Raw genomic sequence first — 13,624 nt, 5'->3', positions numbered from 1 at the left:
GTGTGCGGCCGGAACACCTTGCCGCCGGAGCGTTTTCAGGCGGCCGGTTTCGCGGCGGTGTACTCGCTGCTCGAGATCGAGCCCGACGAGCAGCGCTGCCTGAGCGCCGGGTTGATGTTGTTGCAGCAGTTGGGCGTTCGCATCGCGGACGAGTACCTGCCGGGCGGCCGCCGCGTGGCCGCCACGGTATCCGAGCAGTCCGGAGGCGACGCGTGAAACTCCTGCGAGTAGGGCCCAAGGGGTCCGAGCGGCCCGCGGCCATCGACGATCACGGCGTGCTGCGCGACGTGTCCGCGGTGACCGCCGACGTCGACGGGGCGCTGCTGGGCGATCCGGTCGCGCTCGGCGCGATCCTCGGGGCGCTGGCCTCCGGCACGCTGCCCGAGGTGGACCCCGCCGCGCGTATCGGGGCGCCGATCGCCCGGCCCGGCAAGGTGATCGGCGTCGGCCTCAACTACACCGACCACGCCGCCGCCATCGGCGCGGCCATCCCGGAACGGCCCGTCGTCTTCCTCAAGCCCGGCACCACGGTGAGCGGTCCCTACGACGCCATCGAACTGCCGCGCCACAGCGCCACCACCGACCACGAGGTGGAGCTGGGCGTGGTGATCGGCCGCCGCCTGCGCGACTGCTCCGACGCCGCCACCGCGCTGGGGGCGGTGGGCGGCTACGTCACCGCCAACGACGTCACCGAACGCGATGGCATCGCGGGCGAACCGACCTGGGTGAAGGGCAAGTCCTTCGACACTTTCACCCCCATCGGGCCGTGGCTGGTCACACCCGACGAGATCGCCGAACCGCAGGCGCTGAGCCTGCAGTTGTGGGTGAACGGTGAACAGCGGCAGGCGGGTTCGACCGGCGACATGGTGGCCGGGGTCGGCGAGGTGCTGCGCTACCTCAGCACGCTGATGACCCTGGAACCCGGCGATCTGGTGCTCACCGGCACGCCCGCGGGCGTCGCGGTCGGCCGCCCGGAGCCGAAACCCTATCTGCGCGACGGCGATGTCGTCGTCGTGGAGGTGGCCGGACTGGGCCGGCAGCAGACCCTCGCCACTGGGGTGCGCGGCTGAACCCGCTGTGGTGACAGACTTCCCGCGACGACGCCGGACGCGCTGCTGGGGCGCAGACCACGTCGCCACGGGGTGATTCGAACGGCCCGGTCGCTGTGGAGACCGGGCCGTTCGTCCCCTGTCCGGGTCAGGACTTGTTGCCGCCCAGGCTGAATCGCACACCCGCCGGATCGGCGACCGCCGCCAGCCGGCCGTACGGGGTGTCCTCCGGCGGGCGCACCACGCTGCCGCCCAGCTCCTGCACCTTCCGCACCGACGCGTCCACATCCTCGACACCGAAGTAGACCGTCCAATAGCCGGGCACGCTCGGCGGCAGGAAGCCCGAGGAATCCATCACGCCACCCAGCATCGGGCTCACGGAATGGATGGTGGTGTAGCGGAATTCGGGGGTGTCGGCGATCGTGAACGGGTCCTGCCAGCCGAACGCCTCGCGGTAGAACTTCAGTGCGTCGTCATAGCTACGGGTGTGCAGTTCGAACCACGACGGCGCACCCACATGGCCCTCCCAGTGCCCGTCGCCGACGAGGCCGCGCTGCTCGAAACCGGTCATGGTGCCCGGCTCCCACACCCCGATGCCGACGCCGCCGTTGTCGCCGAACACTCCGAACTTCCCGAGCTCGGACACCGGCATCACCGGCACCACCGTCATGCCGCCCGCCGCGGTCACCTTCTCGGCCGTCTTCTCGGCATCGGTGCTGGCCAGGTACACCATCCACTGGCTCGGGCCGCCCGAGCCGTCACTGGCCATCCCGCCCGCCACGGCCTTGCCGTCCTTGCGGAAGGTGATGTAGTTCCCGTGCTCCGGCGCGATCTCGGCCGTCCAGCCGAGCAATTCGCCGTAGAAGGCGATCGCGCCCTCGGGGTCGGTGGTGAAGATATCGGTCCAGATCGGATCGCCCGGCTGCGTTGTGTACGACATGGTCAACTCCTCGAATCGGTGTTCGCTCGGTGTTTCGGCCGCTGCGAATGGAGACGACGTTCGGCACCGGAAATCATCGCCGCCGTTCCCGTGCGAGGCCGGGATGGCGGGAAACGGCGTGTCAGCCGGGACGACGGTCGAGCATCGGGCGGCGGCCCACCATCGTGTGGTGCCTCGGGCCTGCCGGTGCTGTTCATCGGCCTCTGGCCGACCAATCTGGAAGCGGCGGCCACGGTCGCGGCATGACAACTGTCATGGCCGGGAGGTGATGGTTGGCAGATTCGGTGCGGCGGCGGTCTCCGTAGCGTCATTCCTGTAGCGCAGAAACCGATTACAGGAGTTCGCATCATGGCTGACAACACGCTCGCCGCGCCCGCCGCCGCCCGGCCGAATGTGCTGCGAATGCTGGCCCCCACCCTCCGCGACATCGCGGTGCCCCTCGCCGCCTACTACGCCCTGCACGCCGCCGGCTACTCCGACTTCATCGCCCTGCTGGCGGGAGCGCTGTTCTCCGGCGCCGTGGTCCTGGTCGGCGTGATCCGGGCCCGCAAGATCGATGCCCTGGCCGCGCTCATCCTCGCGGGCTTCGCCTTCGGCATCGGATCCTCGATGATCAGCGGCGATGCCCGGATGATCATCGTCCGCGACTCGGTCACCACCGCCGCGATCGGCCTGGCCTTCCTGATCAGCGTCCTGCTCGGCAAGCCCCTCACCTACGTCGCCGCCCGCAAGGGCCTGGCCGGAGCGCCCGAGCGGCTGGCTCAGCTGGACCACAAGTTCCGCACCAACCCCGTGGTCCGTCGCCTGCTGAACCGGATCGCCCTCATGTGGGGCGTCGGCCTCATGGGTGAATCGGCCCTGCGGGTGGTGCTCGTCTACCGCCTGCCCATCCACACCATGACTTGGCTGTCGAGCGTCCTGATGATCAGTGTCACCGCTGTCATGGTCATCATCACGGTTCGAACGGTCAAGCGCGTCAGGCGAATCGAGCCGACCGCCGAACCAGTCTACGCTGCGATGCATGAGTGAGGGATCGGTTCCGGAACGCACGCTCGCGGGAACCGCTCGGGTGGAAGCGTTCAGCGACGGGGTGATGGCGATTGCCATCACCCTGTTGATTTTGGAGATCCGGGTGCCCGAGCATGAGCCCGGGCGCTTGCTGCAGGCGCTCGGGCACATCTGGCCGTCGTATGTGGCGTATCTGGCGTCGTTCATGACGATCGGGGTGGTGTGGATGAACCACCACACCTTCTTCGGGCGGTTGCGGCGGATCGACCATGTGTTGCGGTGGTGGAATCTGCTTCTGCTGCTGGGTATTTCGCTGGTGCCCTTCCCGACCATGGTGGTGGCCGAGAACGTCGTGCACGGGACGCATCGGGACGCGGTGGTGGCGGTGGCGCTGTACGGGATCGTGGGGGTGCTGATGACCGTGCCGTGGGCGCCCATGTGGTGGCGGCTGGCGAAGCGGCCGGAGATGCTGAAGTCCGGGTTGGGGGCGGATTACGCGCGGCGGGAGAGCTGGCGGGCCTGGCCGGGAATTCTGGTCTACGCGGCGTGCATCGGGGTCGGGTTTCTCTCGCCGATCGCGGCGCTGGTGCTGTATCTGCTGGTCGCGACGTTCTACGGGCTGAGCAACAAGGGGTGGACCGCGCCGTCGGAGGACGATCCGGACGACGAGTAGCCCTTGCCAAATTAAGCGATTGTGATTAACTGCCGAAGTGGACAGCACGAGCGTGGCCGATGGGCCCGTCACCCAGATCGCGTGGGTGGTCGAGGACATCGCGGCCGGGGAACGGTTCCTGACGACGACCATGGGCGTGAAGGGCTGGATGCGGATGCCCGACGTGCGCTTCGGGCCCGAGAAATGCGTGTATCGCGGCGAGGCCGCCGACTTCACCGCGCACATCTCGCTCGGGTACAGCGGGGATATGCAGCTCGAGCTCATCCAGCCGGTGCACGGGCGCTCCATCTACACCGAATTCCTCGAACGCGGGGGAGCGGGGCTGCACCACATCTGCCTGGAGCCCCAGGACTTCGACGCCGCGCTGAAAGACGCCGAGGCCCGGGGGATTCCGGTGGTACAACAAGGCGATATGGGCGGACAAATGCGCTTCGCCTACCTCGACGGCGCGGACTCGGGTGTGCCGTACATCGAACTCGCGGAGATCGGGCCGAATATGCGGGCGTTCTTCGAGCAGATCAAGAAGGGTGCGCAGTGAGCACGCAGATTCCGGAAACCGTTGCGGCGGAGTCCGTTACCGAATGGTCCGACGAGGTCGACGTGGTGGTCGCCGGATTCGGCATCGCGGGCGGGTGCGCGGCGGTCGAGGCGGCCGCGCGCGGGGCCCGCGTGCTGGTGCTGGAACGCGCCGGGGTCGCGGGCGGGACCACGGCGCTCGCCGGCGGGCACTTCTACCTGGGCGGCGGCACCGCCGTACAGCGGGCGACCGGGCACGAGGACTCGGTCGAGGAGATGTACAAGTACCTGCTGTCGGTGGCGCGAGATCCGGAACCGGAGAAGATCCGCGCCTACTGCGAGGGCAGCGTCGAGCACTTCGACTGGCTGGAGAGCCTCGGATTCGAGTTCGAGCGCAGCTACTACCCGGAGAAGGCGGTCATCCAGCCCGGTACGCAGGGGCTGATGTACACCGGCAACGAAAAGGTGTGGCCCTACCGGGAACAGGCCGTGCCCGCGCCCCGGGGGCACAAGGTTCCGGTGCCCGGGGACACCCAGGGCGCGGCCATGATCATCGACCTGCTGGTGAAGCGGGCCGCCACGCTCGGGGTCGAGGTGCGCTACGAGACCGGCGTGACCAACCTGATCACCGACGCGGACGGCGCGGTGGCCGGGGTGGAGTGGAAGAGCCTCGGCAAAACCGGTGCGGTGAAAGCGAAGTCGGTGGTGCTGGCCGCCGGCGGCTTCGTCATGAACACCGACATGGTGGCCGAGCACGTGCCCTGGCTGACCGAGAAGCCGTTCGTGCTCGGGACGCCGTTCGACGACGGGCTGGGCATCCGGCTCGGAGTGTCGGCGGGTGGCGGGACCCGCATGATGGACCAGGCGTTCGTCACCGCGCCGGTGTATCCGCCGTCGAAGCTGCTGACCGGAATCGTGGTGAACCACAAGGGCGAACGGTTCGTCGCCGAGGACTCCTACCACGCGCGCACCTCCGCGTACGTGCTCGATCAGCCCGGTGCGGTCGCCTACCTGATCGTCGACTCCGAGCACATGGAACGGCCCATGTTCCCGCTCGCGCCGTTCATCGACGGCTGGGAGACCGTGGACGAGATGGCCGCCGCGCTCGGAATCCCCGCCGAGACCCTGCGATCCACGCTCGACCGGTACAACGAGAACGCGGCCCGCGGCGAGGACCCGGACTTCCACAAGGCCGCCGAATGGCTGCAACCGCAGGACCAGGGGCCGTGGGCGGCCTTCGACCTGACCCTCGGCAAAGCGCTCTACGCGGGCTTCACCCTCGGCGGGCTGCGCACCTCGGTCGACTCGGAGGTGCTGCGGGACAACGGATCACCCATCCCCGGCCTGTACGCCGCGGGCGCGACCGCCTCCACCCTGGCCCAGGACGGCAAGGGCTACTCCAGCGGCACCCAGCTCGGCGCGGGCTCGTTCTTCGGCCGCCGCGCCGGACGTCACGCCGCCAGCCGCTCCAACTGACGGATCAGCTCCGAGGCGGTCACGGCGTCGAGCGCATCGAACGTGCCGCCCCGGAGCTCCACCGAGAGCACCCGCTGTAGCTCGGGCTCGTCGCGGAAACCGCCTTCGAGCCCGGGATCCAGCGTGACGATCACCTCCCGGACCGGTCCGAACCGGCGGGTGAGCACCTCCCGCGACACCTGCCAGCCCAACTGTTGCAGACCGAACACCCGATCCGTGCGAATCGACCGATCGCTGAAGCGGGACAGGCGATTCGACTCCGCATCCTCCGTCGTGAGCAGGTTGATCGGCCGTTGCAGCTGTTCGAACGGCTGCCGTAACCGATTGTCGTCGAACAGGTCCCGCCAGGCCGGGAGCGTCTCACCGAGCTGAATCGGGTGAGCCACACCCACCAACGCCTGGTCCGCCAGTTCGACCGGCTCGCCCTCGACAGTGCGCGGCACGCGGTCCTCGTCCACCCGGAAGGCCCCCGTCACCTCGCCGCGGGCATCGAAGACCGCCCACACCAGCAGCCGCGCGGCCGGCCCGAGCGCGGGATCCTCGAGCACCAAGCGTCGATGCGCGGCGGCCCGCCACCGCCTGCCGTCCACCATGGCCGCCTCGAGCCGCCGAATCTGATCGGTCGTCACCGACTTCGGCTCCAGCGCGATCCGTGCCGCCCCCTCGGACGCGCTCCCCAGACGTTCCCGCACTCGGACGCGCAGCGCCTCGGCGGCGGGCTCGACTTCTTCCCCGGGCTCGGCGACCCGCAGCCAGGCCGTCATCCGCCCGGCACGCGGATCGGGTTCCTCGACCCGCACCCCGCATCGGGCCTCCGCGACCTCGGTCGTGAACGCGTGGCCGAATTCGACCAGCCAGCTGTCGATGAACCGATCGATGAACTCTTGTTCCCGCCGCACCCCCGTGCGATAGGCGACCGCCGCGTACTGCGCGATGGCGAACGCCACCGCCGCCCCCGTCGCCGTCCCCGCCCGCTCCGGAGCCGCCACGTATCCGGCTGCGGCGTCGGCGAGTTGATCCAGCCCATCCACCCGCGCGGCCGTCAGCACCGTCTCCACCGCCCGCCGATGCCGCCGCAACAGCTTGCGCACAGCCTCGGTCGCGTGCGGATCGGCCCAGCGCCGCTCCTCGTCGGTCATACCGGAGATCTTGCCGCCCGACACCGACAGATCCCCGTGCCCCGCGGCGCGAACTTCCACGCCCGCGGTGTGATCGCTAGTCCGCGTCGCGTGTGATGAGGGCGACCGTCATGGGGACCAGAACTTCCACCAGGGACCGGACGGGTGGGCGGGGGTCCGACAGCAGCCATTCGTGGGCGAGGCCGTTGATCGCGCCGATGAGGGCGCTGGTGGCGAGTTCGGGGGTGCCGCGGAGGGAGGCGGAGTCCCCGGCCAGGGGTTGCACGGCCAGGCGCAGGGTGTCGCCCCACAGGTGGCGGCGGGCGCGGCGGTGCTGTTCCATGCGTTCGCTGACGCCGACGACCTCGACGAAGGCCACCTTGGCGCGGAACGGGTCGGCGCCGATGGAGTCGAGGAAGGCCGAGAGGGCCTGGGTCACGGTCTCGGTCGGGTCCGGGTCAGGACCCATGGCGCTCAACGCGGTGGCGAGGGCGGCCGCCGACTGGTCCTGGATCTGGTCGTAGGCCGCGACCAGTACGTCCTCGCGGGTCTGGAATTCCTCGTAGAACTGCCGTTTGGACAGTCCGGCCGCGGCGCACACATCGGCCAGCGAACAGTTGGCGTAGCCGCGCTCGCCGAAGATTCGGATGGCCGCGTCGAGGAAACGCTGCCGGCGCTCGGCTTTTCGTTCGGTCACGGCGCGTCCGCCGTACTGCCTGCCTTCGATCGTCACTGTCGTTTCTCGATCGTCACGCCTGAAAGGTTACGGGTGCGGAGGCCACCGATTTCGGGGGCGGCGGCGCGGTGCCGCCTTCGGTGAACCGCGCGTCAGCGTCGCGGACGCAAATGTTTCAGCGTCGCGGACGCAAACCGTTCAGCATGTGGGTGACCATCTCGTCGAAGAGTCCGTCCGCCTCCGCGGCGTCGACCAGCCCCGACCCGAGGATCGAGGCCAGCCCCTGCAGCGCCGCCACCGCCGACAAGCAGATGCGCCGCGGCTCGCCCGGCACCACCTCCCCGAGCGCCTGCGCGTCGGTGACCATCTCGATCGGCACGGTGAACGCGCGTTCCGCGGCCTCCCCGATGGCCGGGGTCGGGCTGTTCTTGCGGGCGAACATGAGCGCCAGCAGTTCCGGATTGTCGATGGCGAACCGCAGATAGGCGTGGGCCATGGCGCGCAGGCGTTCCAGGAAGGTGCCCGCGGCCGCCGCCTTCTCGAATCCCGCGCCGAGCCGCTCGAATCCGGCGACCGTCAGCGCGTCCAGCAGCGCCTGCTTGTCCCGGAAGTGCCGGGCGGGCGCGGCGTGGCTGACCCCGGTGTCGCGGGCCAGCTGCCGCAGCGACAGGCGTTCGATCCCGCCGCCGCGCAGGGTCTCCTCGGCGCGGCGGAGGAGTTCGGCGCGCAGGTCCCCGTGGTGGTAGGAACGGGCGCGCTCGACCACCTCCCGGGCCTTGCGCTTGGTGATGCTCATGGTGAGAGCAGGATATCGGACACACTCGGGGATGTTGGCGTTGACTACTTTGTTGTCGCTGCCTACATTCGTGCCCATGGTTAATGAGAACCCGGTCCAGCGCGCCGTGCCGCTGCGCGGCTGGATCGGCCCGATGGTGGTGCTCGGCCTGCTCGCGGCCCTGATCGGCACCATGTACCTCGGCTACACCTCCGACCCGGAGAAGAACCTGCACGACTTCCCGGTCGCCCTGGTCAATCAGGACGTGGGCGACGTGATGGACGGCCGCACCGTCAATATCGGCGACCAGATCGCCGCCGCGCTCACCGAGCGCATCCCCGCCGACAAGATCGACCTGCGCGTGGTCGGCATCGGCGAGGCCCGCCAGCAGCTGAGCAACGGCCAGGTCTACGGCGCCATCATCATTCCCGGCGACTTCACCAAGCGGTTGACGATTCTCGCCGCTGCCTCGGTGGTGCCCGGTGATGTGGAACGGCCGGTCATCACCGTCCAGACCAATCCGCGCGCCGGCACCTACGCCTCCTCGATCACCCAGCGCATCGCCGATCGGGCCATGGCGCAGGTCAATTCGACGGTCGGCGCGCAGCTCACCGACCAGGTGAAGGCCAAGCTCGCGCCGCAGCCAGGCGCGCCCGCCACCGAATTGTCCGGCGCGGCACGGTTGCAGCTGGCCCAGCCCATCGACGTGGTCACCAGCCCGTACCGGCCGCTCCCGGCGGGCACCGGGCAGGGCCTGTCCGCGTTCTTCTACACTCTGGTCCTGCTGTTCGCGGGCTTCAGCGGCGCGATGATCATCCACTCCATGATCGACAATGTGCTCGGTTACGTCCCGGCCGAATACGGCCCGTGGTTCCGCGCCCCCGAACCCGCCGCGATCAGCCGCTGGCGCACGCTGCTGGTGAAGTGGGCCATCGCCGCGATCACCGCGCCGTTCCTCTCCGGCATGTTCATGGGCATCGCGCGGATATTCGGCATGCCCATCGACCAACCGCTGCCGCTGTTCCTCTACGGCACGCTGGCCATCATCGCGGTGTCGGTCACCGGGCTGTCGGTGCTGGCCGCCTTCGGCACCGCGGGCCTGCTGATCAATATGATCGTGTTCGTGGTGCTGGGCCTGCCCTCGTCCTCGGGCTCGATTCCGGTGGAAGCGATTCCGCGCTGGATCGCCTCCCTGTCGAGCTTCGAACCGATGCACCAGATCTATCTGTCGGTGCGCGCCATCCTGTTCTTCGACGGCCACCTCGAGGCCGGACTCGGCACCGGCATCTGGATGACGCTGTTCGGGCTGGCCTTCGGACTGGCGCTCGGCGCGGTCGCCACGCACCTGTACGACCTGCGCGGCCTGTACCGGCTCGGCGTGCCGCACCGGCCGGTCGCGGCCGTTAGCGCTGACCCACAGTGACTCTCGGCCCTGTTCGTTGTCGAGCTGTGACGGAGATACTGGCCTCGGGCACCGAATAACTCATCGCCGAGCGATGATTGTGGGGCGGTTCGATGGTGATGGCTTCGTCGCAGTTCGATCAGCTGACAGGACAGTTCCTGCGCGCCGTGCGCGACGCGGGCGGCGGATTGAACGCGGTGTGCGCCGCGTGCGTACGGGTGCTACCGGTGCGCCGCGCCGCCATCGTGCTCGAGGAACGCGACGCGGGCATGCAACCCTGGTGCGCCAGTGACGAATTCGCCGAACAGGTGGAGCGGGCGCAGGCGACGGCGGGGGAGGGCCCGGCGGTCACGGCGGTGGCCGACGGGGTGCCGGTCGTGGTCACCGATCTGAGCGCCGACTGCGAGCACTGGCCCGGCTTCGCCGAAGCCCTCTCCGGCGCCCCGGTGTCGGGCTCGCTGTTCGCGGTGCCCTTGCGGCTGGGCGCGATTCGGCTCGGCGCGGTCGACCTGTACCGCGAGTCCGTCGGGCGGCCCGGGCCGCGGCTGCTGTCGGCGGCGCTGCACATCGCCGATCTGGTGACCGCCAGCCTGGTGCTGGCCACCGGCGACGACGCCCAGCAGTGGGCACAGCCGTTGTCCAGCCGATGGATTCACCAGGCGGCCGGCATGACCAGCGCACAACTCGGCATCGAGATCCCCGACGCCCACGCCCGCCTGCGCGGATACGCCTTCACCCATGGACTTTCGCTGGTGGAGGTGGCACGGCGGGTGGTGGAGCGCGGCATTCGGATCGAGGCCGAATGAGCGCAACCGTTCCGCGCCACCCCGCCCGCCATCAAGGCCCGCATCCGCTCCGGCCTCGCGCAACTGAAAGTCGCACTGGCGTCACCGCATACAGCCCCGGGGAAGGGGATCAGTGCGCGGCGGTCGCCTTGAAGCCGCGCGGAACCAGGATCACGGTGAGCACCGCGACCGCGCCCACCAGCCCCGTGGAGATCCAGGAGGTGGTGGTGAGCGCCGTGTCGTAGGCGTGCTGGGCGATGCGCAGCACGTCGTCGCCGGCGGGTCCCCCGATCCGCTCGGCGACGTGGGCCGCGCCGCCCACCGAGCCCTGCGCCTCGGTCAGATCGTCGCCGTGCAGCGGCAATCCGGTCATGTGGCCGGTGAACAAACGGCCGTGGATGCTGCCCAGCAGCGCCACGCCCAGACCGATGCCCAGCTCGTAGTTGGTCTCCTCGACCGCGCCCGCCTGCCCGGCGCGCTCGGCGGGCACCGAGGCCACCAGAACCGCGGCGGCCGTGGTGATCGCGATGCCGTCACCGATGCCCAGGCAGAGCAGCACCAGGGCGACGATCGGGTAGGTGGTGTCGGGAATCGCGGCCAGCACCGCGAAACCCGCTGCCAGCGCGCCCAATCCGAAACCCATCAGCGCGCGCACGCCCACGCGCCGCATGAGCCAGGGGGTGGCCAGCGAACCGAACAGGGTGGCCAGCGCCGCGGGCAGGGTGCGCATACCGGCTTCCGACGGCGAGTAGCCGTGAATGTATTGCAGCCACAAGGAGATCAGGAACAGGGCCGCGCCGATCGCCAGCATGGCGAGCAGGGTGGCGAGCGCCGCGGCGGTGAAGGCGCGATTACGGAACAACCGCACATCCAGCAGCGGGTCGGGCGACTTCGACTGCCGGTAGGCGAACAGCCCCAGCAGGAGCACCGACGACACCATGATGATCAGATCGACCGGGGCCGGATTGCCCCGGGCCACATGCTTGATGCCCCACGCCAGCGCCACGATGCCCAGCACCGACAGCACCGCGCCGGCCCAGTCCAGGCGACCCTGCTGCGGCGCCCGGTACTCCGGCAGCAGCCACAGTCCCGCGGCCACGGTGAGGATCACCACGGGCACATTGAGCCAGAAGGCCGCCGACCAGCCGAACGCCTCCACGAGATGGCCGCCGACCAGCGGTCCGATGGCCGCGCCGCCACCGGCCACCGAGGCCCAGATGCCGATGGCGAGGGTGCGTTCATGGTCGTCGGTGAAGATATTGCGGATCAGCGAGAGCGTGGACGGCATCACCATGGCCCCGCCGACGCCGAGCAGCGCGCGGCCCGCGATGAGCTGGGCGGGGGAGTGCGCGGTCGCCGCGATCACCGAGGCGACGCCGAAGAGCAGGAAGCCGAGCAGGAACAGCAGTTTCCGGCCGTACCGGTCACCGATCGCGCCGCAGGTGATCAGCAGACCGCCCAGCACCAGGCCGTAGAGGTCGACGATCCACAGCTGCTCCATGGGGGTGGGCGCCATGTGATCGATGAGCGAGGGCAGCGCCACATTGAGGATGGTCGCGTCCATCGCCACCAGCAGCAGGCTCGCGCAGAGCACGGCGAGCATGGCCCACCGGCTCGCCGGTGCGGGCCGCACCGGGTCCGCCAGATCCCTCGCCTGTTCCCGGGGTGGAATGCGGCCCACGGTTCCCGCCTCCTCGACTTGACCTCTGTCCGGCTGTTGGCAACAACCTGGCTAAGCCTAGTCGAGGCGCCGAGTGGAACCCTGGCTCGACGGTGGGAACTACCGGCCGGCGTTCTGCTTGGCGAGCAGGTCGCGGATCTCGGTGAGCAGCTCCAGCTCGGTCGCCACCTTCTCCTCCTCGGCCTTCACGAAGCGGCTCTTGAGGGTGTTCATCGGCAGGATGAGCACGAAGTAGAGCACCGCCGCGACGCACAGGAAGTTGATGCCCGCGCTGATGATCGGCCCGAGGGCGACGAAGGTGGACGGCTTGTCGGCCAGCAGCTGGAAGCCCAGACCGAACTCCTTGTTGCCGCCGAGGGTGGCGAGCAGCGGCTCGATCACGCCCTTGGTCACCGAGGTCACGATGGCGGTGAAGGCGGTGCCCATGACCACGGCCACCGCGAGATCGATGACATTGCCCCTCATCAGGAAGTCTTTGAAGCCCTTGAGCATGATGCGCGCAGTTCCAATCCGAGACGTTTTCGTTATGTTCCGGATGGGAGTTTAAATGCTGGTCGGGGCCTCGTGTGCACACGGCACACCCCCCTTGACGTGCATCACTCCGATTCGCCGGAAGGGTGCTGGCACACAGTCGGCAAACCGGAGGGTCCGAATCAGCTCCCGCGACCCGACTTCGAGCTCGCGTGATCGTCCCGAAAATTCTTCACCAGCGCCGCGCACATGGCCAGCAACACCACGCTGAACGGCAACGCGATCAGGATCGCCACGGTCTGCAGGTGGTCAGCGCGGCCGTGCCGGTGCCGCTGGCCACCAGCAGCGCCGCCGCCACCGCACCCTGCGCGGTGGTCCAGAACGCGCGACTCCAGGTCGGCGGCTCCGGATTGCCGCCCGAGGACAGCATGTTCACCACCAGCGCCCCCGAATCCGCGGAGGTGACGAAGAACAGCACGATCACCAGGATCGCCAAGCCCAGCCCCAGCGAGGTCGCCACACCGAAGACGGTGCCGATCACCGCCACCACGTCGATGAGATCCCCGCGCCAGCCCCGGACCTTGTCGCCCGCCAGCGACCAGCGGATCGACACCGGCCTGCCCTTGCGGTGGATCGAGTACGCGATGGCCAGCCCGACCACCACATAGATGGCCCACGGGTGGATGCCCCAGTGCAGGAACGTCTGCACCATGGCCGAATCCGCGCGCTGCGCCGGGGTGGACCCGACCCCCAGGCTCACGATCAGGATGTAATACCAGCCGAAGCCGCCGATCACAGTGTCCTGCAGCGTTTTCGCCTGCCGGGCCGCGGTGTCGCGGAAGACGATGGCGTACACGGTGAAGGCGGTCACCACGATGGCGGAGGGCCAGAACACCCGGGGAGCCACCGCCACTCGATGATGGGCCGGAACCGTCTCGGTCGAGGTATGGCGGGTTGTGCTCACGGGGGGTGCCCCCTGCGGTCGTCGTCTGCTGCGATCTACCTGCCGAACACATGCGAACGCCCCCCGGTTCCGGGCCGTGCGGCCCGGAAC

Annotated in this window: 14 protein-coding genes and 1 pseudogene; 8 read left to right on the top strand and 7 right to left on the bottom strand. The window is 69.3% G+C overall.

All coding sequences use genetic code 11. From position 1 onward, the window contains the following. Window positions 1-216: pseudogene (locus ACFV4K_RS30130) on the top strand (hypothetical protein); the annotation flags it as partial. Continuing rightward, window positions 213-1,070 carry a fumarylacetoacetate hydrolase family protein gene (locus ACFV4K_RS30125; protein ID WP_379279478.1) on the top strand — a complete coding sequence of 286 codons (858 nt, stop codon included), beginning with the start codon at window positions 213-215 and terminating at the stop codon, window positions 1,068-1,070. The pseudogene ACFV4K_RS30130 and the gene ACFV4K_RS30125, both read left to right, overlap by 4 nt. Before the next feature lie 127 nt (window positions 1,071-1,197). On the opposite strand, the gene ACFV4K_RS30120 is transcribed toward ACFV4K_RS30125, so the two are convergent. Continuing rightward, the gene (locus tag ACFV4K_RS30120; RefSeq protein WP_379279477.1) at window positions 1,198-1,989 is read right to left on the bottom strand and encodes a VOC family protein; all 792 of its coding nucleotides are present in this window, start codon (window positions 1,987-1,989) and stop codon (window positions 1,198-1,200) included. Between the two features lie 348 nt (window positions 1,990-2,337). Here ACFV4K_RS30120 and ACFV4K_RS30115 point away from each other — a divergent pair, with 348 nt between their 5' ends. The 4 genes from ACFV4K_RS30115 to ACFV4K_RS30100 are packed head-to-tail and all read left to right on the top strand — an operon-like array spanning window position 2,338 to window position 5,662. Further along, the gene (locus ACFV4K_RS30115; protein ID WP_379279476.1) at window positions 2,338-3,018 is read left to right on the top strand and encodes a VC0807 family protein; all 681 of its coding nucleotides are present in this window, start codon (window positions 2,338-2,340) and stop codon (window positions 3,016-3,018) included. Next, window positions 3,011-3,670: a TMEM175 family protein gene (locus ACFV4K_RS30110; protein WP_379279474.1), complete on the top strand. Its 660-nt coding sequence runs from the start codon at window positions 3,011-3,013 to the stop codon at window positions 3,668-3,670. The genes ACFV4K_RS30115 and ACFV4K_RS30110 overlap by 8 nt, the downstream gene beginning before the upstream one ends. A gap of 37 nt (window positions 3,671-3,707) precedes the next feature. Beyond that, complete coding sequence (locus ACFV4K_RS30105; RefSeq protein WP_379279473.1) at window positions 3,708-4,208, top strand: VOC family protein; 501 nt, start codon at window positions 3,708-3,710, stop codon at window positions 4,206-4,208. After that, window positions 4,205-5,662 (top strand): FAD-binding protein, encoded by a 1,458-nt coding sequence (locus tag ACFV4K_RS30100; RefSeq protein ID WP_379279471.1) that lies wholly within the window; start codon window positions 4,205-4,207, stop codon window positions 5,660-5,662. Before ACFV4K_RS30105 ends, ACFV4K_RS30100 begins: the two co-directional genes overlap by 4 nt. Here the strand turns inward: ACFV4K_RS30100 and ACFV4K_RS30095 are convergent. The 3 genes from ACFV4K_RS30095 to ACFV4K_RS30085 all read right to left on the bottom strand — a co-directional run bounded on the left by ACFV4K_RS30095 (window position 5,638) and on the right by ACFV4K_RS30085 (window position 8,252). Then, entirely contained in the window at window positions 5,638-6,861 is a 1,224-nt protein-coding gene (locus ACFV4K_RS30095) for a DUF4132 domain-containing protein (RefSeq protein ID WP_379279469.1), read from the bottom strand. The genes ACFV4K_RS30100 and ACFV4K_RS30095 overlap by 25 nt on opposite strands. Window positions 6,862-6,877: 16 nt before the next feature. Next, window positions 6,878-7,477: a TetR/AcrR family transcriptional regulator gene (locus ACFV4K_RS30090; protein WP_379279467.1), complete on the bottom strand. Its 600-nt coding sequence runs from the start codon at window positions 7,475-7,477 to the stop codon at window positions 6,878-6,880. 154 nt (window positions 7,478-7,631) lie between these two features. Continuing rightward, a complete protein-coding gene (locus ACFV4K_RS30085; RefSeq protein WP_379279465.1) occupies window positions 7,632-8,252 on the bottom strand; it encodes a TetR/AcrR family transcriptional regulator in 621 nt (206 codons plus the stop codon). Between the two features lie 76 nt (window positions 8,253-8,328). Here ACFV4K_RS30085 and ACFV4K_RS30080 point away from each other — a divergent pair, with 76 nt between their 5' ends. Both ACFV4K_RS30080 and ACFV4K_RS30075 read left to right on the top strand, forming a co-directional pair. Continuing rightward, window positions 8,329-9,654, top strand: coding sequence for a DUF3533 domain-containing protein (locus ACFV4K_RS30080; RefSeq protein WP_379279464.1), 1,326 nt, complete (start codon window positions 8,329-8,331; stop codon window positions 9,652-9,654). A gap of 98 nt (window positions 9,655-9,752) precedes the next feature. Beyond that, entirely contained in the window at window positions 9,753-10,439 is a 687-nt protein-coding gene (locus ACFV4K_RS30075) for a GAF and ANTAR domain-containing protein (RefSeq protein WP_379279462.1), read from the top strand. 109 nt (window positions 10,440-10,548) lie between these two features. On the opposite strand, the gene ACFV4K_RS30070 is transcribed toward ACFV4K_RS30075, so the two are convergent. The 3 genes from ACFV4K_RS30070 to ACFV4K_RS30060 form a co-directional block, all read right to left on the bottom strand. Further along, window positions 10,549-12,099: an MFS transporter gene (locus tag ACFV4K_RS30070; RefSeq protein WP_379279461.1), complete on the bottom strand. Its 1,551-nt coding sequence runs from the start codon at window positions 12,097-12,099 to the stop codon at window positions 10,549-10,551. A 99-nt stretch (window positions 12,100-12,198) separates the two neighbouring features. Continuing rightward, on the bottom strand, window positions 12,199-12,591 hold the full coding sequence (mscL, locus tag ACFV4K_RS30065) for a large conductance mechanosensitive channel protein MscL (protein ID WP_379279459.1): 393 nt from the start codon (window positions 12,589-12,591) through the stop codon (window positions 12,199-12,201). Between the two features lie 262 nt (window positions 12,592-12,853). Next, on the bottom strand, window positions 12,854-13,534 hold the full coding sequence (locus ACFV4K_RS30060) for a BCCT family transporter (RefSeq protein ID WP_379279457.1): 681 nt from the start codon (window positions 13,532-13,534) through the stop codon (window positions 12,854-12,856). Window positions 13,535-13,624: the final 90 nt, after the last annotated feature.

This window comes from Nocardia sp. NPDC059764 (assembly GCF_042732555.1).
Lineage (GTDB): Bacteria > Actinomycetota > Actinomycetes > Mycobacteriales > Mycobacteriaceae > Nocardia.
This window is presented reverse-complemented; position numbering and strand designations above follow the sequence as displayed.